At 39.3% G+C, this 22,544-nt stretch carries 21 protein-coding genes and 2 tRNA genes; 7 read left to right on the forward strand and 16 right to left on the reverse strand.

Annotation, left to right across the window (positions count from 1 at the left end; genetic code table 11):
* Positions 1-47 precede the first annotated feature (47 nt).
* Positions 48-497 carry a GyrI-like domain-containing protein gene (locus HNQ80_RS02930; protein ID WP_184308003.1) on the forward strand — a complete coding sequence of 150 codons (450 nt, stop codon included), beginning with the start codon at positions 48-50 and terminating at the stop codon, positions 495-497.
* Between the two features lie 150 nt (positions 498-647).
* A complete protein-coding gene (locus tag HNQ80_RS02935; RefSeq protein ID WP_184308005.1) occupies positions 648-1,124 on the forward strand; it encodes an SAM-dependent methyltransferase in 477 nt (158 codons plus the stop codon).
* A gap of 448 nt (positions 1,125-1,572) precedes the next feature.
* On the opposite strand, the gene HNQ80_RS02940 is transcribed toward HNQ80_RS02935, so the two are convergent.
* The 14 genes from HNQ80_RS02940 to HNQ80_RS03005 form a co-directional block, all read right to left on the reverse strand.
* On the reverse strand, positions 1,573-2,286 hold the full coding sequence (locus tag HNQ80_RS02940) for a flavodoxin family protein (protein WP_184308006.1): 714 nt from the start codon (positions 2,284-2,286) through the stop codon (positions 1,573-1,575).
* A 54-nt stretch (positions 2,287-2,340) separates the two neighbouring features.
* Positions 2,341-3,210 (reverse strand): helix-turn-helix transcriptional regulator, encoded by an 870-nt coding sequence (locus HNQ80_RS02945; RefSeq protein WP_184308008.1) that lies wholly within the window; start codon positions 3,208-3,210, stop codon positions 2,341-2,343.
* A 100-nt stretch (positions 3,211-3,310) separates the two neighbouring features.
* A complete protein-coding gene (gene rlmH / locus HNQ80_RS02950) occupies positions 3,311-3,790 on the reverse strand; it encodes a 23S rRNA (pseudouridine(1915)-N(3))-methyltransferase RlmH (protein WP_184308010.1) in 480 nt (159 codons plus the stop codon).
* The gene (locus HNQ80_RS02955; protein ID WP_184308012.1) at positions 3,787-4,137 is read right to left on the reverse strand and encodes a rhodanese-like domain-containing protein; all 351 of its coding nucleotides are present in this window, start codon (positions 4,135-4,137) and stop codon (positions 3,787-3,789) included. The genes rlmH and HNQ80_RS02955 overlap by 4 nt, the downstream gene beginning before the upstream one ends.
* A 148-nt stretch (positions 4,138-4,285) precedes the next feature.
* Positions 4,286-4,453 (reverse strand): CxxH/CxxC protein, encoded by a 168-nt coding sequence (locus tag HNQ80_RS02960; RefSeq protein WP_184308014.1) that lies wholly within the window; start codon positions 4,451-4,453, stop codon positions 4,286-4,288.
* A 63-nt stretch (positions 4,454-4,516) separates the two neighbouring features.
* On the reverse strand, positions 4,517-5,773 hold the full coding sequence (gene htrA / locus HNQ80_RS02965; protein WP_243182944.1) for a serine protease HtrA: 1,257 nt from the start codon (positions 5,771-5,773) through the stop codon (positions 4,517-4,519).
* Between the two features lie 17 nt (positions 5,774-5,790).
* On the reverse strand, positions 5,791-6,603 hold the full coding sequence (locus HNQ80_RS02970) for an MBL fold metallo-hydrolase (protein WP_184308016.1): 813 nt from the start codon (positions 6,601-6,603) through the stop codon (positions 5,791-5,793).
* Between the two features lie 79 nt (positions 6,604-6,682).
* Positions 6,683-7,945, reverse strand: a complete 1,263-nt coding sequence (locus tag HNQ80_RS02975; protein ID WP_184308018.1) for a UDP-N-acetylglucosamine 1-carboxyvinyltransferase — start codon at positions 7,943-7,945, stop codon at positions 6,683-6,685.
* Positions 7,946-8,181: 236 nt separating this feature from the next.
* Positions 8,182-9,003 carry a two-component system regulatory protein YycI gene (gene yycI / locus HNQ80_RS02980; RefSeq protein ID WP_184308020.1) on the reverse strand — a complete coding sequence of 274 codons (822 nt, stop codon included), beginning with the start codon at positions 9,001-9,003 and terminating at the stop codon, positions 8,182-8,184.
* A 17-nt stretch (positions 9,004-9,020) separates the two neighbouring features.
* Positions 9,021-10,511 (reverse strand): two-component system activity regulator YycH, encoded by a 1,491-nt coding sequence (yycH, locus tag HNQ80_RS02985; RefSeq protein WP_207726830.1) that lies wholly within the window; start codon positions 10,509-10,511, stop codon positions 9,021-9,023.
* A gap of 30 nt (positions 10,512-10,541) precedes the next feature.
* Positions 10,542-11,078: a hypothetical protein gene (locus HNQ80_RS02990; protein ID WP_184308023.1), complete on the reverse strand. Its 537-nt coding sequence runs from the start codon at positions 11,076-11,078 to the stop codon at positions 10,542-10,544.
* A 92-nt stretch (positions 11,079-11,170) separates the two neighbouring features.
* On the reverse strand, positions 11,171-12,973 hold the full coding sequence (locus HNQ80_RS02995; protein ID WP_184308025.1) for an ATP-binding protein: 1,803 nt from the start codon (positions 12,971-12,973) through the stop codon (positions 11,171-11,173).
* A gap of 2 nt (positions 12,974-12,975) precedes the next feature.
* Positions 12,976-13,665 (reverse strand): response regulator YycF, encoded by a 690-nt coding sequence (yycF, locus tag HNQ80_RS03000; RefSeq protein WP_184308028.1) that lies wholly within the window; start codon positions 13,663-13,665, stop codon positions 12,976-12,978.
* Positions 13,666-14,043: 378 nt separating this feature from the next.
* Positions 14,044-14,868 carry a peptidase MA family metallohydrolase gene (locus HNQ80_RS03005; RefSeq protein WP_184308030.1) on the reverse strand — a complete coding sequence of 275 codons (825 nt, stop codon included), beginning with the start codon at positions 14,866-14,868 and terminating at the stop codon, positions 14,044-14,046.
* A gap of 249 nt (positions 14,869-15,117) precedes the next feature.
* On the opposite strand from HNQ80_RS03005, the gene HNQ80_RS03010 reads away from it, so the two are divergent.
* Entirely contained in the window at positions 15,118-16,419 is a 1,302-nt protein-coding gene (locus tag HNQ80_RS03010) for a S8 family peptidase (protein ID WP_184308032.1), read from the forward strand.
* A gap of 31 nt (positions 16,420-16,450) precedes the next feature.
* Here HNQ80_RS03010 and HNQ80_RS03015 read toward each other — a convergent pair whose 3' ends face one another.
* Together HNQ80_RS03015 and HNQ80_RS03020 are read right to left on the reverse strand one after the other, a co-directional pair.
* Positions 16,451-17,878 (reverse strand): M23 family metallopeptidase, encoded by a 1,428-nt coding sequence (locus HNQ80_RS03015; RefSeq protein ID WP_184308034.1) that lies wholly within the window; start codon positions 17,876-17,878, stop codon positions 16,451-16,453.
* A 265-nt stretch (positions 17,879-18,143) separates the two neighbouring features.
* Entirely contained in the window at positions 18,144-19,661 is a 1,518-nt protein-coding gene (locus HNQ80_RS03020; protein WP_184308036.1) for a M1 family metallopeptidase, read from the reverse strand.
* A gap of 154 nt (positions 19,662-19,815) precedes the next feature.
* Here HNQ80_RS03020 and HNQ80_RS03025 point away from each other — a divergent pair, with 154 nt between their 5' ends.
* The 4 genes from HNQ80_RS03025 to HNQ80_RS03040 all read left to right on the forward strand — a co-directional run bounded on the left by HNQ80_RS03025 (position 19,816) and on the right by HNQ80_RS03040 (position 22,118).
* Complete coding sequence (locus HNQ80_RS03025) at positions 19,816-20,865, forward strand: DnaD domain-containing protein (protein WP_184308038.1); 1,050 nt, start codon at positions 19,816-19,818, stop codon at positions 20,863-20,865.
* A 14-nt stretch (positions 20,866-20,879) separates the two neighbouring features.
* Entirely contained in the window at positions 20,880-21,863 is a 984-nt protein-coding gene (locus HNQ80_RS03030; RefSeq protein ID WP_184308040.1) for an ATP-binding protein, read from the forward strand.
* Between the two features lie 99 nt (positions 21,864-21,962).
* A tRNA-Lys gene (locus tag HNQ80_RS03035) sits at positions 21,963-22,038 on the forward strand.
* 5 nt (positions 22,039-22,043) lie between these two features.
* Positions 22,044-22,118: transfer RNA gene (locus tag HNQ80_RS03040), tRNA-Thr, on the forward strand.
* Positions 22,119-22,544 lie beyond the last annotated feature (426 nt).

Raw genomic sequence — 22,544 nt, forward strand, 5'->3', positions numbered from 1 at the left:
TTACTTGATATAATTCAAATATCCAATAAATGAAGGGAGTTAATAATATGGAAGGAAAAATCGTGAACATCAAAGAATTCAAGGCTATAGGTATCACCTACTTTGGAGACAACAAGAATGGAGAAATTCCAAGTCTTTGGGAGGTATTCAACAAACACTACAAAGACATAAAGCAGAAAAGTAAGTCCATGCTGTGTTATGGTATATGCGATGGTGAACTAGATTCAGAAGATAGGTTTCACTATACTGCATGTGCAGAAGTAGACAGCTTTGAGGATGTACCAGAAAATATGGAGACAAAGGTTGTTCAAGAGGGTAAGTATATCGTATATACTTATATCGGTGCTTTAAAAGATTTAGGAGAATTTTACGACAATATATTTACTAAGTGGATTCCAGCTTCAGGGTATGAACTAGATTATAGACCGCAGCTGGAACTATATGATGAGAGATTTATGCGCAATGGAGAATTTGACATATATATTCCCATTAAATAATATTTTGTAAACGTAAAAAGGATATGGGTATTTTGATATAACAAGCCTTTACCGTTCACAAATTATTTCTCAAAAATGCTTGTAGTATAAAAACACATTGGTATACTGAATATAACGGCGCCGTAAATAAAGCGAAAAGGAGATTTATTTATGGAACAATTTATTGTGAAATCAATTGGCAAAATTCATGTAGATGATAAGGGAACGCGGTTAGTATTGGATAAAGAATATACCCCTGCCCTTACAAATCTTGAGGATTTCAGTTACATTAATGTGCTTTGGTGGTTTGATCAGTGTGATAACGCTGACTCCCGCTCAAAACTTATTGAGAAAAGCCCTTACAAAAATTCCCCGGAGATATTAGGAACTTTTGCAACACGTTCTCCAGAGCGTCCAAATCCTATTGCGCTAACCTGTAGCTATGTGACTTATATCGATACTCAAAACGGCATCATTGGCTTAGCTTATATCGATGCCAAGGACGGAACCCCTATTTTAGACATTAAACCCTACACGCCTAGCCTTGATAGAGTAGAGACTCCATCCGTACCAAAATGGTGCTGTGATTGGCCTAAAAATATAGAGGAATCTGGAGATTTTGATTGGAGTTCAGTCTTTAACCGCTAGCCCTTAAAGCTAAAAATCTTTTAAATGACCGAAAAGCCTGGTTTTCTTTTTTAGAAAACCAGGCTTTTTGATGAATTACGTCAGCTTGTACACCCTATTTCTTTTGCATATTAAACCGCCGTTTACCATTTCATCTATGCAATCCTGTAGAACTCGTGTAGAACCCAAGCATCACAGTCCAGCTAACGAATGTCAAAAAAAGTTAAAATGAAAACGTACTGAAAAAGGGCATAAAAATGATTTTCTCGGATTCAGGGTTAAATTATTCGCTTACTTTCTTTCAATCAACAGCACACACTCGACATGAATAGTATGTAAAAATGTACATGTGCAAAACCCCAGTCACTCATGATACGGCTCACCGTATCGCTGTAACTGCGGTCTTCTTAGGCGGATATTATAGTTCCATAAAGAAATACAGCTAACCTTTTCGATCAGCTGCATTTCTTTATCGGCTATTAATCTGTTGATTATATACATCCACAGGTATAAGCGGCGCATCTAATTTCCCTTGTGTTTGTTCGCTAATACAACACTGTGTTGCTATTTCTCTTCCCGCTTGTCTAAGCAACTCCCGATAATGATCAACAATGGGCTTCAATTGCTCATTCTTCATAGCCAGAAGGGGCCCTTGTCCTCTAAAAATCTTTGCTATCACTTCGGAACTCATGTTTCTTGCCATTCGATCCATCATAAATTCCAAAGCTTGGAACTGACTTTTTTCTGCGAATCCACCGTTGCTGATTACAATAATTCTAGGCGCCTGTTTTCCATTATGTTTTTCCTTATAAGCGTCAATGTGCTTGCTTTCCCCATGTTCATCTTTTTCTATAAAGTATGATCCATAGGCAATACATCGGTCTAAGAATACCTTTAACATACCCGATACATTATCAAAGTACAGGGGTGTACCCAATATGAGGATATCAAGGTCCTCAAAATGGGATATGGCATCTTCCATATCATCATTCAAAATACACTTGTTCTTCTCCACGTACCAACAATGAAAACATCCAGTACAGTGGTGAATATTTTTTTCTGAAAGTGTATAGTTAACTACCTCTGCACCTTTCTCCTGAGCGCCTTTTAACACTTCATCAATCATCAGATTCGTAACACTATTCTTGCCTTTTGGACTTCCATTATATGCAACAATTTTCATATTTGCACCTCCTATTCTTAACTATTAGTATAAGTGATAGAAGGAATTCGTTCTTTACATTCCTTGCGGTATTGCTCGAATTGGTAAGAATAAACTAAATGAACCATCTTCTTGATACGTCTGATCATAGGCTTGTATAAAAGATATCTCTGTCTCAACCATTTCGATTTTAGCGATAGTCATCCACCGCTTTAGATCTCGAACAACCATATCCCCTATATACAGCAAATCACCTGTATATCGAAACTTAGCATAAAGCATATTAGGAAGCTTGTATGTTGGCCAAACTAAGTTTTCATCTTCTGCTTTCCAGCCAATCCCGAAAAAAGTATGAATACATTTATTTTCCAACTCCGAGGTCTTTTGAAAATAGATTGCAAAGGCATTATACCCATCTTTAGGTTTTACGGACTGTAAAAAGGCCTTAGCTTTACGGTTCACTCTGTATTGAATATCTTGATCAGAAAGATCCACGTCCATGTAGAAACCTATTAAAACTTGTTGTTCTTCCTCTACAAATGTGAAGTCTGTTACCACATCACTATTAAAATTCTTCAGCGCTCTCTTAAGAACAGCAGGGACCGGTGTAGGGCTTAACTTCACTGCTCCTTTGCGCACATAACCGGGCGGAAAACCATAGTTGTTTTTAAAAGCTCGGGTAAAGGAAGCTTGAGAACCAAACTGTAGCCTATAGGCAATGTTCACTATAGGTTCAGAGGTATCCAGCACATAGGTGAGGGCTTTATTAAGGCGTCGTTGCTTGATGTATTCTATTAATGAGCAGCCCATCACTGCTGAAAAAATACGATGAAAATAGTACTTAGACAAGTAGCACCTTTCTGAAAGTGAATCTAACGTCAATTCTTCTTCCAAACTTTCTTCGATATATTTAATGGTATTCTCTATTAAATATATGTAATCCATATCATTGACTCCTAATGTCTCTTCGCAGTTACAATAAAATCCAATAATTAATCTCTTTTATCAATCCTATTATATTTCTTCTTGCACTAAAAAAACATAACTATTTATGATACGGTTCACCCTTCATGATCCGAAAGCCCCTATAAATCTGCTCTAGCAGGATCACCCGCATCAGCTGATGGGGAAAAGTCATAGGTGAAAAGGACAGACGAAAATCGGCTCTCTTTCTTACCTCGTTCGATAAGCCCAAAGATCCTCCGATAATAAAAGCGACACTGCTATTTCCCTGCAAGCCCAGCTTCTCCATCTTGTCTGCCAGCTCCTCAGAGGATAGCATCTTTCCTTGAATATCCAGAGCAATCACATACATGCCTTCCTTCACGTGCTTTAAGATATTCTCTCCCTCTGCTGCTTTAACTTGCTCCATTTCTTTATCGCTTAAATTTTCGGGCGCCTTCTCATCGGATACTTCAATGATATTTAGCTTGCAATACCTACTTAATCGTTTTGCATATTCATCTATGGCCTTTACCATGAAATTCTCTTTTACCTTCCCAACACCTATAATCGTTATATTCATTCTTCGTCCTCCTCTGTCAAAGTAAAGGTATAATTTTCATCTCCCTCAACTTCCTTTTTCCAAGCAGTGTAACCTCCCGTGAGATTTAGCACCTTTTCATAGCCCTTCTCGCTGAGCATAAAGGCAAAGGCTTTGCTTGATCGCCCTATGTAGCAGCTGACCACGATTGCCTTATCCTTGGGTAATGTATAAGCCTCCCCGGGCATTTCAAATACAAAGGGCATGTTGACTGCATGGGGGATATGGCTTTCTTTATAAAATCTAGGCAGCCTAGTATCTATGATGATCAAATCTTCATGGTTCTCTATCTTTTCTCGTAGTTCCTGCGCTGAGATACTCCTGAGCATGGTATCGTCCTCCTATGGTAAATACTTAATCCTGCCCGAAACGATGAGGGCGCCTTTCCCTAGTTATTTGATTTCAGAATGAGCATGCAAGTTTACCTCATGTAAAATTTATCTTCCAAAAACAAAGGCGAGGTTTCCCTCGCCTATATTATACCACTAAATATTTAGGTCCTTTATCACAAAAATCACAGGTATTGGGTGTAATCCAATCGGTAAAGGACACCTTGTCTAATTCGTAAAGATCCGGCGGCTGCTCATAGACTTCTACAAAATCGTCTATAGCCTCAGAGAGATGATCGGGGCATACTACGTACATGCTATCCACTCCATAGTCATTATTTTTTAGTTTATCACAATCCAGCAGGTTCTATACCCTTTATTATCTTTGAGATGTGCTCTCCAAGGTTGCCTCCAAGGTCATTCTCTTTTTCTCACGAACAATTTCAAGGACCACCCGATCTCCAGGCCTATACTGATAGAGTTGTCTCACCAGTTGTCCCATCGTGTCGATTTTTTCGTCATCAATAGAGGTGATTACGTCTCCAGCTTTCAATCCTGCTCTACTGGCTGGAGAATTTTCTACGATTTCATAAATAAATGCGCCTTTTTCTGTTCCCAAGTTGTTGCCATAGCTAGCTATGTATTGGGTTACACCGATACCACGGATTCCCAATTGTACCTTTGTAAATTCGCCTTTCTCAATAAACTCATCTACAATAGGTTTTGCAATATTAATAGGCACCGCAAAGCCTAAACCTTCGCCTGTTTGAATCTTGGCCGTATTGATCCCAATAACCTCTCCCTTGGTATTTAACAAGGGGCCTCCACTGTTTCCAGGATTGATGGATGCATCCGTTTGGATCAGTCCCTCAATGCTTTCAAACTCGCTGAGGGGGATACTTCTCTCTAAACCACTGATGATACCTGATGTGACTGTCCTTTCAAAGGTTAATCCCAAAGGGTTTCCTATGGCTACAGCCGTTTCTCCTACCACAATTTTATCAGAGTCTCCTAGCGTAGCAGCCTTTAAGTTTTCGGCCGTTACCTTTAGTACAGCTAAATCCAATGTGGGATCGTTCCATAATACCTCAGCCTTAGTAGTGTCTCCATCATAGAGCAACACATTTACTTCTTCACTTCGACCATCATTGACCACATGGGAATTGGTCAATATGTATCCTCGACTATCTACAATAACCCCTGTCCCTACACCTTGACCTTTTCTGGCACCAAAGAAAAGATCTCTCTGGACAGTAATCGTCGTGATTCCTACCACGGAAGGCATGGCTTTTTTTGCCACTGCTGGAATCACATTGAGTTCCTCGCCTTTGGTCACAATTTCGATCTGCTGCTGACCGACACCATCGGTCTGAGGATACGGCACATACTTACCATATAAATACCTTGGTCCGATATAGGCACCTAGGATACTCCCCAACATGCCAGCAATCAATGCCACCACAACGATGGTAACATAAGGAGTCTTTTTTTCCTTGTAATAGTAGCTTGCTCTTGGCCTGGTAACATAATAGCTTTCACTGGATGGCTGTTCTTCCTTCTTCTCTTCTTCGCCCTCTTGAAAAGCAATCCTTTTTTGGAAGTCGTCTTGATCCTGATCATCATTACGATAATCCATGGGCTTCCCTTCTTTCTTTATAGTGATTTATATACCTCATATACTTTACTTACCCGATCTCGATAGGTTAAATCTATATTTATATCCATTCCTACCTTTATTTTTCTGGCGTTGAGTATGCCTTTTACCGTTTCAAAGGCCAATTCAGGAAAGTTATTTTCCTTGCTCAGATGGGCCAACAATACATGCCGAAATGATCCATTGTTCTCCATCATTTCTGCCAGCACGCTCCCCGCTGTATCATTAGATATATGTCCATGATCCCCTAATATTCTCTTTTTTAAATACCAAGGATACTTCCCCATTTTCAGCATGTTTACATCATGATTGGATTCCAAAACCAAAAAATCTGCATCCTGGATTTCTTCCTTAATCTCATCACTTACATAACCTAAATCTGTAGCCACACTGATCTTTGCCTGATCATGATGAAAAGAAAATGCCACTGGCTCAGCCGCATCATGGGAAATAGAACAAGCTTTAATGGAGATATCTCCGATTTCAAAAGATTTTCCAGTTTCAAAATATCGGATATTCTCTTCTTGAACAACACCAATTTTATCTCTCATAACTTCCCATGTTTTAGTATTTGCATAGATCGGTATATTAAACCTTCGAGACAATATTCCAATTCCTTTAATATGATCGCTATGCTCATGGGTCACCAAAATACCATTTATCTTTTCAGCATTCTCTCCGATGCTTTCCAGCCCCTGCACTATTCTTTTTCCTGCTAACCCTACATCCAGCAGGATACGGAATTCTTCTGTAGCAATATACTGACAGTTTCCGCTACTGCCGCTGGCTAAAGAACAAAATCGAAATCCCATATAAATCCTCCAGTTCTATATCTCTAGTATAATCCTTCTTATATATAAAAGGAAAAACAGGCGGTAATATACTGCCTGTCTATATTTCAATGCTCCTAGAAATTTTGGCGCCAAGGCTAACGAGCTTCTGCTCGATATTTTCATATCCTCGATCGATATAATGAATATTTTCAATCTCTGTGAACCCTTCCGCCATCAAGCCTGCCACAATCAAAGCGGCACCAGCTCGTAAGTCAGTGGCTGATACGGCGGCCCCTGACAGGCGTTCAATGCCCTCAATAACAGCAACACGACCCTCTACTTTGATTTTTGCACCCATGCGCTTCAGTTCATCCACGTGCTTAAATCTACCTTCATAAATGGTTTCCGTTACAATACTAGTTCCTATGGCTTGAGTCAGCAACGCTGACATAGGCTGCTGCAAATCTGTAGGAAACCCAGGATAAACCAGAGTTTTTATATTACACTTTTTGGGTCTTCCATTACCCATGATGCGAATCGATTCTCCGTTTTCTTCTATCTCCAATCCCATTTCTCGCAATTTAGCCGTGATTGGGTCTAAGTGCTTCGGGATCACATTGTCAACAACTACATCACCACCGGTAGCCGCGGCAATAATCATAAACGTTCCTGCCTCAATTTGATCTGGAATTACACTATAAGTACATCCTCTCATTTCGTCGACGCCATGAATCTTGATTACATCCGTTCCTGCGCCCCGAATATCTGCGCCCATGGAATTTAAAAAGTTGGCCACATCCACCACATGGGGTTCCTTCGCAGCATTATCGATAATGGTGGTACCCTTTGCTCTACACGCAGCCAGCATAATATTGATGGTTGCACCTACGCTCACCACATCCAGATAAATTTCTGCCCCCACCAGTTCATCTGCCTCCACATGAACAATCCCATGATCGATGTTGACCTTTGCTCCTAAAGCTTCAAAGCCTTTAATATGCTGATCAATCGGTCTTGTACCAATATCACAGCCGCCCGGATAAGCAACACGAGCCTTTTTAAACCTTCCCAAAGCTGCACCTAAAAGATAATAGGATGCCCTAAGCTTCTTCGCCATTTCATAGGGTGCATAGCACTCTTGAATCTTACTGCTATCTATATGCATTGTCTTTAACTGGCTGTCAAATGCCACATCCGCTCCAAGCTCTTGGAGAATTTCACCTAACACTTCTACATCCTTGATATTCGGTAGGTTTTCAATCGTACATTTATCTCCTGCCACAATTGCAGCCGGTATGATGGCCACTGCGGCATTTTTAAATCCGCTAATACTGACTTTCCCCTTTAATTGGTGCCCACCTTCAATAACAAACTTCTCCATGTTTTGTTTTCAATCCTTTCAATGAATGATTACATGTTTATGTAAACCAACGAAAGCGCAATGTTTCAATCAAAAGTTATACTTCCCCAATTCTATGATATGTTAACCTTCACCCATTATATCACTATTGTTTCTATTTGATAAGTAGCAATTATATGGAAACGATGACTTTTAAGCAAAAAAATAAACCTCTGTATCATATTTACAGAGATTTTGCTTTCATTCTTATTTTTTAATCAATGGTTTTCATAGGCATCGATAAAAATCATTGTACCTTCTTCCAGGGCAATTCTCCATACAGGGAAGGCCGTCCCGGATTTTGCATTTTGCATGCTAGGTGGATCAAAACGATAGCCTACGCCAACGTCTATAATCGTTTTTGGTCCTTCGATTTCATTTAGTTTTTCAATAGCTTTTAACAACGCCTTGGTCGCTGGCATGATTTCGTTTTTGCTATCCCCTAAGTTGATGGGTCTTAACCATACTCTTTCAAAATACTGTATATCACCTAACTCCGTCACTTGGATGTTCATATAGCTATCTTCTAAAAAAGTCCCTTTATATCTCTGTTTAAATACTACGTTATACGATTCACCATCAAAATCTGTACGCCAATAATCTACATCATTTTTCATAAATCCATAATACTTTAAAAAACCTTCTGCCCTATCCTGGGCTTTTTTACTGTCAATTCTTACCCCCACTTTGCTGCTGCCATCAGCAGCATATATAAGAATTTTATCATTTACCACTTCAAACTGCCCCTTTGGACCATTGTCCCTATCCTTCTCCTTATAGGCAAGTCTAGCAATCTCCTCATCTTCATAGGTCTCATATTCCACCTCCAAAACTGGCATGGGCGTCATGGTTCGAGGAATATCCGTTTTGATATGGATATCTTTTTCCTCCATGACATGGATTACGCCTTGAACAGTTTTATCGATAGGTAGTGGAAGATTTGGCTCCTGAAATAAATTTCTTTCAATAGTAATGACGAGAAACACGTTGGTAACAATGAACGCAATGATTAGTATGTTTTTCGCCTTTGACCAATCCATAGTTTCCTCACCATTCCTTATATTTTTGCTTTCATACGATTGATAATATTTCCCTTCATAGCATCAAAGAAATATGTGCCATCCTCTATTTGTATTTTCCACACGGGAATCAATTCGCCTTTGTCACTGGCATTATCGCCATAGTAGCAGAGTTGAACGGATGCTAGTTTTGTCATGATATCATTGAATACCTTATCTTCATCTCCTGTGAGACCAAGATCTCTTTTCATTATCTCTGCATTGATATCAATCACCTCATAGATGGCCAATGGCTCTGGACGCTGAGGTGGAATAAAACTCACATCAATTTTTTCCCTTAATAATAACTTTTTATAAGAGGTAACTTGCTTCCCGAATACTTGGACCTCAATGGATGCCTGGGATGGATTCTCTTTTACATACACAGGAAGACCATTGATACGATTTGCGAAGAGAAGCTGATATCCCTTCCTCTTATCTCCTTCATTACCTCCAATGGGGCGAATGTCTCTTAAATAAATATCTTGACCCGGCGTAATCTCCCGAGAAATTACGAACTGAACCGCTGTTTTGATAGACTCGGTTATATCCGTACTGGCTGTGGCCTTGTTATTGTCCAATCCCTCTACATACTCCATGGCACCAGACGCGCTTACTTTCAGCACCTTCTGGCCATAGCCGTACATATAAATAACCGAACCATCGGTTTGAATGATTTTCTTTACAAAGTCAAAGTTCTCTCCAAAAAAAGCACTGGCAAAAATATCTATCTGCTTTAAAGTACTTGCATAAGTAGATGCCTGCTTTAATCCCTCAACGTTGATTTCATTTTCAACTTTTATTTTTAATAGTTCCCTCGATAGATCTAGTGGAACCAACACATTATTATCAATCGCATAAACTTGTCGAATGGATGAATAGTAATCGTAATTGTATTGACTCCCGATCTGATCTATTAAGAAAGCCACTTTGTCCTTATTGATTTTGCCGAGCAATCTAAAAAATCTTCCATTGAATTTGTCAGATATGTAAATAACCCCATCCTCTGACACAGGAATCAAAATGCTATCCAAAGCAATTATTTTCCCTTGAATGCCAGGTCCTTTACCTCCTACGATACTACTTAAAATACCGATGGGCATGCTGTAGCCAAACTCCATTTTGATTGCTCTTATATCGCTAATTTCTTCCCATCGCGCTGGTGTTATATCTTCAACGGTAATCCCATCTTCAAAGTATCCCCTTAAAATCGGCAGTACTTCCTTCCAGATTCCATGGGAGTCGGAAAAAAGTACTGTATGATCTTTACCCCCAAAACTAATTACAAAGCTTTGGGGGTTAATAACGTCAGATATGCTATTCACTTCATTCAGTTTATTGCGATCTGCCTGTAGAGTCTTTTCTTTTGAAGAAGGTATGCCAGAAGCCGTTGGCATAGTAATCCACAGCTGTTGGGTAAGGGCGATGCTTAAAACAACCAGCACTGCCAGCAGTATTGTCTTAAAGCTCTCCTTACGCATTTTGGTCATCACTCCATATACATCTATTTGTTAATTAAATTATTCTTTATTCAATAAATTACCTAAGGCGTCGGTACTTTGGATGTCTTTTAAGGTTTTAGTCACTTCTTCATCTTTATTTTTCACCGTGAATTTCTTCACCATGGGTTTTTGTTTCTTTCCATCTTTATCCTTAATCTCAGACACGATAGCATATTCTCCAGGGCTTAACTTAATTCTCTTTTGGTAGAATTTTTCACCTTGATCGATCTTATCGTCAAGGACTACTGCCCCTTTGATCGTTGTTTTTTCATCGACTTCAAATTCCTCAATTTTTACCTTATCTGCCTTTACCGCATCCTGCTTGTAAATTTTCAAAGAAACAGTGGCATTATCATAAACCTGCACAGAGATTAATACATTATTTTCAAAAATAATATTTTGATCTGCAGAAGGTTGAATAATCTTCACATAGTTTTCTGTAGTATTTCGAGCATATCGATAAGATGGTATCTTACTTGATGCAGCATGGCCTGTTACACTTGTTGTGCCCAAAATCACAACGACCAGTGCACCCGTGACAACCTTTTTTAACATCACAATTCCTCCTAGTGTACACATTCATCATTATACATTTACATTATATACTATGAATGTTACAGACATATTACAGGCGGTTTAAATTCCCATTACACAACTTTTTCCTCTAATGGCAGTTGAATGATCACTTCCGTACCCTCTCCATATTCACTGTCTATGCGTATACTTCCATTATGAGCTTCCACAATCTGCCTTGCGATAGAAAGCCCCAAGCCAGTACCGCCCATTTCTCTTGATCGTGCCTTATCAACCCGATAGAAACGCTCAAACAATCTAGGAATATCCTCTTTCGGAATACCCATTCCATTGTCGACAACGCGAATGATGCCTTGGTTTTCTTTACACTCTAAGAATACTTTAATTTGGCCCTCCTCCGGTGTATACTTAATAGCATTGGATACAATATTTAGAATGACTTGTTCGATTCGATCACTATCAAAATAGCCTGGCATACTGTCTTCCTGAGAAATATATTCTAAGGTTTGACTTTTATTTTTTGCAGTCATTTCTACTTTCATAACAGAATTTTTAACAATTTTCACTAAGTCATAATCTTTTTTATTCCATTTCACTTGCTTGTAATCCAAACTAGACAGCTGGAGCAAATCCCTTACAAGTCTTGTCATTCGATCTGCCTCGCTATCCACAACCTTTAGAAACTGTTCGGCCATCTCCTTATTTTCCAGGGCACCATCCAACAAGGTTTCTGTATAGCTTTTGATACTGGTCAAAGGTGTTTTTAGCTCATGGGATACATTGGCTACAAACTCTTTCCGCATATTATCTAGCTTCTGGCGTTCCGTAATGTCCTGCAGCACCATAACAATGCCTGCTTTCTCATCCTTTTCATCCTTAAAAGGCGCATAGTTGGCTTGATAAATGGAATCATTGATGCGGATAATCTCACTGCCCTCCCAGTCTGGATTGTTTTCTGAAAGATAATCAAGGGTTAGACTTTCATTTAGATTACGAATCAAATCATCATAGGAATCACAAATCAGTTCATGCTTCGATAGATTTAGCATCTTCATGGCGCTAGGATTGGCATGAATGACATGGCCTTGCATATTGACTGCAATCAATCCATCTGCCATATAATTTAAGATGGTTTCCATCTTACTCTTTTCACTGGAAATTTCAGATAAGGTATCCTTTAGCTTTTCTGTCAAATAGTTAAACATACTGGCCAATTGACCAATTTCATCATCAGATTTCACTTCTACAACCTGATCAAAATCTCCCTTTGCCATTTTGGCTGCCTTCACTGTCACATCAGTGATAGGCTCTGTAACACTTCTAGCTATAAAAAAACCAAGCACTACCGTAATGAATAATGCTAATGCTGTAGCCTCGATTAAAATATCCTTTGAATTTTCTAAAGTTGTATAAATATTTCCTAAATCTGAACGGAAATATAAGATGCCTTGAATTTTTCTATTGGCATCCTCAATGGGAAAGATGATATTCTTTACAGGCGTAACTTCTCCTGTAGTTTGATTTGTAACAAAGTCTCTTCCTTCTGCCATTCGTCCTGCGCGACCGTCTAGCAACAAATGCTCGTCCACGATATCTAACACATTTTTGCCAATCAAGCTGTCATTGCTGCTGGCAATAATCTTAAAATCTGTGTTTACCACAGAGATTTCATCACTCAAGGCGATCTGCCAGTTTTTAATCATGCTTTGCACTTCATTCTGATTGGCATCTAACCCATTTATTTTACTCAGATCAGGCAACACCGTATTTCGAGCAACTCTCTCTAGGTTTCCACTGACAACACCTAGGTGATACTCCTCAAATTGTTGTAAAATAAACACACCTACAATCACCATGGCCATGAATACCAGGAGAAAGTAGATGGTAATAAATTTCCACTGAATGCTTCGAAACATCATTAGCCCCTCCTAAAGTAGTATCCTACGCCTCTCTTCGTTTGGATATATTGAGGGTTGCTGGAATTGTCTTCAATTTTTTCCCTTAATCTTCTTACCGTAACATCCACCGTACGGATATCACCATAATACTCATAACCCCATACTTCCTCAAGAAGTTGCTCTCTGGTAAACACTTGATCCTCTTGGGTAGCTAGGAATTTTAACAATTCAAATTCCCTTAGGGTCAAATCAATGGTTTCCTGTCCCTTTTTCACTTCATACTTGTTTAAATCGATATTTAACAAGCCAAAGCTTAAGGCTTGGCCCTTCACGCCATTGCCATTGGAATCCATCCTACGCATATTCGCCTTTACCCGAGCTATCAGTTCCCTTACGCTGAAAGGCTTCGTGATATAGTCATCTGCACCTAGTTCTAGGCCCAAGACCTTATCCACCTCTTCTTCTTTTGCAGTCAGCATTAGGATCGGCGTGTTCATGCTTTCCCGGATTTTTTTACATACTTGAAAACCATCAAGCTTTGGCAGCATAATATCTAATAGAATCAAATCCGGCTCAAACTGGTATACCTTACGAACAGCTTCTTCTCCATCATAGGCAACGCCAACCTCATAGCCTTCTTTTTCTAAATTGAACTTTAAAATATCCGAAATCGGTTTTTCATCATCTACTACAAGTACTTTCCTTTTCACGCAAATTCACCCCATCACTTTGATCTCTCTTGATAGTATTCTTTTTTTTTTCTTTGAATCCTTTTGCCCCAACATAAAATATTTAAAGTTTGCTGAAAGTTTTTTCATTTATATCTTGAGAATGATGATCCCATGATTTTCCTTGTCCTACTTTAGCACTAGATGAATCCTACATTTTACCCATATCTATGGCTGCTAATATAAGATATAATGACATTAGTCTTTATGGATAGTATAAACATTTTTCGTCGCTTTCTCTCCAATTTCTACATTTCTACCTAACTACTATCCTATTTTAATTTTACAGAGAAAACAACTCCTCCTTTGACATATAATTTGCAGGATATATTACCCCAATATATCCTGCTCTTTTTGACGTTATTTTTCATAAATTGTTTCAACTGTCTTATTAAAAACTTTTTGATGGGCTCTTTCAAATTCTTCTCCCTTGCCCAATTCCCTTAAAATCTTGTTTAAGTCTTCTGATCCATTGTTTTCTACCATCGATTTCATCATTTCAAAGGATCTCTTATAGGCCAACATTTCATCAAGTTCATGGAAATTGTTTGTCAATTGCTCTATGTCATAGGGAGTCCCCTCAAATTCCAGATCCTTGCCCCATTCATAGCCTGTATTCACATATTCTTGATATAGGGCAACCCCCTCTGTAAACCACAGTGGATAGTTTCCTCGTGTCAGGTCATCTACCAGTAGATGGGCAAATTCATGGACCATTGGCCCTTCATTGATAAATATTTCTCTCATGTCTGCATTTTCTGGAATCCATTGTCTCGGAGATAGAATTTGAATAGTAGATGCATAGTATACCCCCATAGGAGGCTTTCCTTGCCCTAGATTTGCATTTTTCATAAGCTTTGCAGGATCGTCGTAAATCACGACAGTTGTTTTTTCCTCTGGATAATAATTCAGTAACTTGCTGGCATCATCGTAATGCTTTTCAGATGCCTCTGCCACCAGATCGATCACTTCTTGATCTGATTTTTGATATTTTATAATAAAGTGTTCTGTTTCCCTTACACCAAAATCCTTTGTCTTATAATCGATGATTCTAGATTGGACTTCGCGGAAAAGAGGATATAAGCTGACTTTCAGCACCTCTGGTCGGAATGCACCCAAGCATAGTATCACCGCTAGAAGAAGGTATAGGGAAACCCCTGTCTTTCTCTGCAATACTCTTTTCATTTATATCCCCTCCCTTTATAAGAGTATGTATATGTTTTATTGGGAAGGAGAATGTCTGCTTTCTAAATGAATGATAAATGATTTACAGTATTATGTCAACTATTACAAAACAATTACAATAGATTACCAAAACCACCATGAAAGAACACTAAGCTTTTTTCCATGTCGAACACTTCCTGCCATACTGGCATACATTGGTACTGAGAAAATAGGATTTTTCCAGAAAATTAATGATATGGAGTGAGTTGAATGAACCAAAACATGGTAAGAAAGAAGTTTGTTCATCCTACTGTTCAGAAACGAATTGCCGCTGGGTCTAAGCAAACACTATCTGTGATTGTCTATAGCCAAGGCAGATGTGACCATATTCGAGAATGTATTCAACAGGCTGGTGGAAAGATAAAGTATGAGCTTCCTGCAATCCACGCCATTGCTGCTGAGATTCCCGCGGAGTCCGTGGATCAAGTGGCAGCCCATCACATGGTACAATTCATCAATGATGATGCCAAGGTATTTAAATGCATGGACTTTGCTTCCTTAGCCGCCAATGCAAGCTTGGCAAATGAGGCAGGCTATACTGGAAAGGGTGTAGGGATTGCCATCCTGGACACTGGTGTCTATCCCCATTATGACCTGGTGAGACCTACCAATCGCATCATTGCCTTTAAGGATTTTATCAATAGTCGCCCTCAGCCCTATGATGATGATGGTCATGGAACCCATGTGGCGGGTATTGCTGCAGGGAATGGTTTTAGTAACGAACGTTATAAAGGTATTGCACCAGAGGCCAATATTATCGGTGTAAAAGTCCTCGATGAAGAAGGAAGCGGTACTACTTCCGATATCATCGCCGGTATTCAATGGGTCATCGATAATAAGGAGAAATACAATATCAAAGTTGTCAATATGTCCTTTGGTTCTCCAGCAGATAACAGCCACCGAGATGATCCTCTATCCAGGGCTGCTGCTGCCGCTGTACAAAGCGGATTAACCGTTGTGGTTTCAGCTGGTAATAGTGGTCCCAATGCCCGGACCATCACTTCTCCTGGTATCACGCCCTCCGTCATCACAGTAGGTGCCGTCGATGATAACCGCACCTCCACCTATGCCGATGATTTTGTAGCAGATTTCTCCAGTAGAGGTCCAACGCCTAGTGGTGGTATCAAGCCTGATGTAGTGGCCCCAGGGGTCAATATTACATCTCTATCCAATACAGGTCCTACCGCCTATGTAAGCCACTCTGGTACCTCCATGGCGTCTCCTATGGTTGCAGGGGTTGCCGCCCTCATGTATGAGCAAGATGCAAACCTCTCTCCTTCATCGGTTAAAAATAAACTTATGAACACTTGTGTAGCCATTGGAGAACCTAAAACGGCAGAGGGTTCTGGCATTATCAATATTAATAAAGCCCTGGGTGTAGAGGATATCACCCCAAGTCAAGGGAGCCCTCAACCATCTTCGCCTAGGCCAAGATTTGGCCGGTCAAGGCGACAAAACCCTAGGATGGGTTTTGACTCTAGTCTTTTGGCGCTGTTGTTTCTATTTTTATAAACAAAAAGCCTGGCTTATCGCCAGGCTTATATTAATATTTTACATAGGATAGTGGATTTACAGGCTTTCCATTCTTTCGAACTTCAAAGTGCACATGGGGTCCTGTACTCCGTCCTGTATTTCCTACTTCAGCAATCTTTTGTCCCTTATATACTTTATCCCCTTTGGAGACAAGATTCTTGCTATTGTGACCATAAACTGTCTGCAATCCATTGCCATGATCAATAATAACAACCTTCCCGTATCCGCTTTGGGTGCCTGAAAAACTTACCTTTCCACCATCTGCCGCATAAATAGGGGTTCCTATCTTTGCTGCAATATCAATTCCTTCGTGCTTCCTTCCCCATCTCCAGCCAAATCTTGATGATAAAGACCCTCTGGCTGGGTTGCTAAAGGACCCGGTAGCCACCGTCAAAGGCTTTGCCTTGGTACCTTGTAAAACAACTTGTTTTTCTGGCTGAGAAAGAATCTTTTCTTCAAGAATCTTCCGCTCCACCTCTACGCCATTCTCGCGAATAACTTCAGCTAGAACTTCCCTTGCACCATCCTTGCCCTCAACCTTTATTTTCTTATCACCCTTGTAAAGAGCCGATGTATCTTCCAATACAATCTCCCGGAGAATTTTTTCCTCGTATCTTACCTTTTCTACCGTAGCTACGGTCAAAAGAGGTTTCGCCATGAGTAAGTTAATTTTTTGCTTTAGCTGCAGTCTTTCAGGATTAACTCCTGGATTTGCAGCCTGTAACTCTTCTACTTTCAAACCATACTTTTTCGCGATACTCCAAAAGCTCTCACCGCTCTGAACCTCGTGAACCTTTATTTCATCGGTTCCTTGCTGAATCAGCTTCAACGCTTCCTCCGCAGTTCTAAGCTCACTGAATTCTGCATCTATTTCTATAACTTCAACCTTCTCCCCAAAAGAGATCTGGGCATAGGTGCTTTTTTCACCGCTCGTATAGGATCCTTTGACTTGATCTAAAACCTTCTGAGCCTCTGATTGGGAGGATAATGTGGCAATCACCTTATCATTGGCTTTGATACCAAAGGCCTTCACTTGAAAATGCATCATTTCCTTTACTGCTGTCTTCAGCGCCTCGGGTTGTGTCAGCTCTTTTTTCTTGGCCCTGATTTTCTCATAAACAATGGTTTGGTTGAGTACAATCTCCCGATTATATGTACGATGCAGATTTGCCTGCATGGTTTCAATAAGTTTAGAGAAATCTTCCTTTTCTCGGACAATACCGACCATCTTTCCATCAACCTTCACGGCGTAGGCTATGTTTTGAACATAGATAAAGATGGCCAGAAAGCATATAACTACTGCTGATATGGATACTATGGCTACTTTACGTTGATCTTTTCGACTCATATGGGCAAAACGGGCAATATATCTTCTTAGGCGTATATTCGATTGTGAAAGGAACCGCTTTACATGCTCAGGGAATTTGCTGTTCGGCATTGAAAAAACTCCCTTCTAATTTTTCTATTGTTTTTCACTGCTTCTATTTCCACAAATGTTGGTTCATGTTGTATACTTTTTTGTAACACTTGTGTAACATTCCTAAGCTTTTTTATTATATCAATACTTATTTGTTTAATCAACCCCTAACTGGGTAAGTATATTCGTGGCATTCCGACATAATTTGTACGATATTATATCGTTATCAATGAGTTTACCAGAATATGGACAGCTATTATTATTATTCTATGTGAAAATTGCTAAATTATTCCTTATTATATCGCAGCCACTCTTTAAAGTTTCCTCGCAATTCCTTATTTGTCACTTGTTCACAGATTTTGATGAAGCCCTCAGTGTCTGCATTTTTAAATTTATATTTGTCAAAGTATACCTTTAGCACCTTAAAGAACTGTTCATCTCCCAGCTGATTTCTTAGGTCTTCTACAAACATCGCCCCCTTGTAGTACACCATTACTTGATATTCTATGGAATCCTTAAATTTATTAATGCTTCGATACACTGCTTCATTTCCATTGGGTTCATTATCTCGATAGGCATCATAATATCTGACGATCATGTTTTTGTAAATCTGATCCTTCACTTCTTTGCCGTATTTTTTCTCATAGTAGAGGAGGGTCGAGTATTCCGTTAGAGCCTCATCTAACCATGGTTCATTAACCTCATCGTTCCCTATAATGCCATACCACCATTGGTGGGCAGCCTCATGGGCGATGACATACTCTAAAATATCCTTACGCTCCTCTCGATACAGCCCCTCATCGATAAAAACAAGGTTGGGATACTCCATGCCCCCAATGAAAAAATCAGCCGCTGCTACGGAAAATTGGTCATAAGGGTATTTCCCAAAACTCTCGCTAAATATTTTGATGGAATCTACTGCCGTATCCAGCGCAATGTCTGCATATTCATCTTCAAAATAATAGGAAAATATGTTTATACCATCCACCTTATCCTCCAGCATCTTAAATTGGTCGCTGGTAATCATGGCAAAATCTCGAACTGCCTTGGCATCCATAGTCCATACTATATTTCCCTCTTTATTTTCTTTTTTTGTGATATTCCCTGTAGTTGCTAGGGTATATTCAGGCGGTAAGGCCATGGAAACCCTATAGTTTGCTACATCGCTGTAGAAAGGATCTCCAATCGCATAATAGGGCTCTAAGTTCCAGCCTTTATGATCAAATACAGCTGCAATGGGATACCAATTGGCAATGCTGATGGTGTTTTCTCCATAACCAAATCTGCCATAGCTTGGGGGAATTTTTACTGTATACTCCATCTCTAACTCTATAGCTTCTCCTGATTCCAATAATTTTCCTAGATTTACCTTTAAGATGGTCTCTCCTTTCCCAATGACCAAATGAGTTAATACTTCATTGTTCTTTTTTACAGAGGAGATGGTGATGTTACCTTCTTCAAATCCGCCAGGATAGGCAAGTTCCATCTCACCTTTTTCAAAGGGTACTGTTTGCTCCAACTTGAAGGCGTTCGGATAGAGATGAAAATAGATGGCATTGAAAGACCGATTGGAGTTATTCACGTATCTTACTTTTTGGGTGGCTGTCAATATTTTTTCCACGGGGTCTAGCTGTGCATTTATATCATACTCGTTGATGTTTTTTCCTGTAGGTATTCTTACACCTGAATAAACAGATGTTACTTTTTCTATCATTTGATATTTTGCTGCAAATACAGATAAGGCTAAGATTAAAAATACGATGGTGAATGCTGTGAATCTTTTGTTCAATCTAACCTTTATCAATAAAATCCCCCCTATGCTATTTTTTGTGCTTATATTACTATATGTCAGGGTTTTTCCAATATGTACATATTTTCTTCCCTAGCTTAATTTCCCCGCAAAGGTTATGATATAATAGAATTAATCCATATCTCTAAGGAAAGGGAGGATGAGATGCGTGCGTTTTATCAAGCAGACTGTTGATTTTGACTTGGGTGATACCCCTATTGAGAATATCTTTATCAATGATTTTATGCCCATGGCCAATGGCACCTATGTAAAGGTCTATTTATTAGGCTATAAATATGCCCAGGATGATGATACTTCTTTGTCTTTGAACAATCAAACCATTGCAAAACACCTGGATATCCCTTTATCTGACGTGTTGGATGCCTGGGATTTTTGGGAGAAAAAAGGCATCATACGGAAACACCTTGTAGAGGAAGAAGACAAGACTCAATTCATCGTAGAATTTCTAAGTCTCAAGCAATTATACATACATAACAACTTCAAAAGTATACAAATCAACAGCAGTGATGAAGAGGCCGAAAAAGCCTTTTATACTTCTTCGCCTGGGGATTTAATCGAAGCAAATAAGGTCCCTGAGATCAAGGATATGTTTTATCAAATTAATCAGCTGGTACGGAGAAGCCTTGTCCCCAATGAGATGATGAAGATCCTTGAGTGGATCTACAATTACAATATGGATCCTGATCTTATTACGCAGGCCTTTATGTACTGCATACAGCAGAAAAAAATTAAAAATATAAAATATGTGGAGGCTGTCATTCGAAGCTGGTATGACAACGGGATCACTACAGCTGAAAAGTTGGAGGAATACCTTTCTAAAACAGATGGAAGGTATGTACAATATGATAAGATTTTCAAAGCCCTTGGTTTCAATTTTCGAGAGCCTTCAGAGGCAGAAAAGAAAACGATGGACACCTGGTTGGATGACTGGAGCTTCAGCATGGAAGTCATTTTGAAAGCTTGCGAGAACTCTAAGAAGACCTCTAATCCCAATATCAATTACATAAATAGTATTTTGGCTGCTTGGAAGACCGGTAATGTAAAATCTGTTGAGGATATTCCAGAACAACGTCCTATGGAAAAATCATTATTCAAAAAACCAGCGAAACAACCAAATAATAGATTCCATAATTTTGAACAACCCTCATTCCAATATACAAATGAAGAGTTAGAGGAATTACTGAGAAAAAAGAAATAGGGTAGGTGTTAACCTTGCATAATCCATTTGTCAAAGAAATATTACTAGGCTATGAGAAGATCAGAGATTACGAGTATAAGGAATTAGAAAAAAGAAAACAACATGTATATGGCCTGGTTCCAAGGGTAAAGCAAATCGATGAAGAGATTTCAAAAACAGGCATGATGGTCGCTAGGGTAATCCTAACCAATCCTCAAAACCATGAGGAAGCTTTGCAGGAAATCAAAGATAAAATGGACCAATTAAAACAGGAGAAAGCTATACTGATGACAGAAAACAATTTTCCTCTGAATTACCTGGAATTAAATCATCAGTGCCAGTCCTGTAAGGATACAGGCTTTTTATCTGAGGGCCAGAAATGTAGCTGCTTTAAACAGCGTCTTATCAATCGGGCCTATGAAATGTCCAACATGGCTAAAGTTTTAGCGCAAGAAAATTTTCAATCTTTTAATCTGGATATCTTCTCTGATAGCAAATACAAAGATGAAGATCTATCACCAAAACAAAATATGCAAAACATTTTGAGCATCGCAGAGGGTTTCACCATTAACTTTGATCGAAACCTAAAGGAGAATTTATTCTTTTATGGATCTACAGGTCTAGGTAAGACGTTCATGTGCAATTGTATTGCCAAATCCCTTTTGGACAAAGGAAAGATCGTTATTTATCAGACAGCTTTTAAGATTTTAGAAATCTTGGAGAATTATAAGTTCAATAACAATCGAACACCGGATGTGGAGATGGCCTATCAGCTATTATTTGACTGTGACCTCTTGATCATTGATGATCTGGGCACAGAACTGACCAATGCCTTTACCAATACGGAAATTTTCAATATCATCAACTCCCGATTAATCCAGGGGAGAAAGATATTGATCTCTACCAATTTATCCCCAGTTGAGATCGCTAATATCTATAGTCAGCGGGTTTCCTCCAGAATTTTTGGGGAATTTACAATCCTTAAGTTCTACGGAAAGGATTTACGTTGGGAGAAATAGCTAGTAATTATGAAAATTTTTCTATAAAAAAATTCATCGTTTCGTGTTGACTTATGCTGTTGTATCCTGTAATATATATAACTGTGATACAAACAGTATGACCCATTAGCTCAGTAGGTAGAGCACTTGACTTTTAATCAAGGTGTCCCGCGTTCGAGCCGCGGATGGGTCACCATCTTCGCTAGTGTGGCTCAACGGTAGAGCAGCTGACTTGTAATCAGCAGGTTGGGGGTTCGATTCCCTTCACTAGCTCCACTACATAAGAATGAGGGATGTGAGATCAGTGGACTCATGTCTCTTTTTATTTTTTTGTAAAGTTGATTCGGTCAGGATTGTAGAAAAATACGTCGCAACAATAACGGTTGGACAGGGTCGTCCAACCCTACGATAGATCAATTCATCATGATTTTGTGTAGGGAACGACGAGAACGCCGATTTCTACAAAATACTGTACACATGGGTAGGGACGATTCACGAATCGTCCTTTGACCACAGATACCAACCCAACTGCCATCCTGGGTAGGGAACACCCCTTGTGGTGTTCCGTTGATAAACAGTCAATAATCTGGAACGGCACAGGGGTGCGTTCCCTTGTAATATATAGTTAGATGGATTATCCATTTTCTATCTTAAAAAAGTCCGAATAATCATGTCAGTGGGTATATAAATCTGGAAGGATAT

This window comes from Anaerosolibacter carboniphilus (assembly GCF_014205875.1).
Lineage (GTDB): Bacteria > Bacillota > Clostridia > Peptostreptococcales > Thermotaleaceae > Anaerosolibacter > Anaerosolibacter carboniphilus.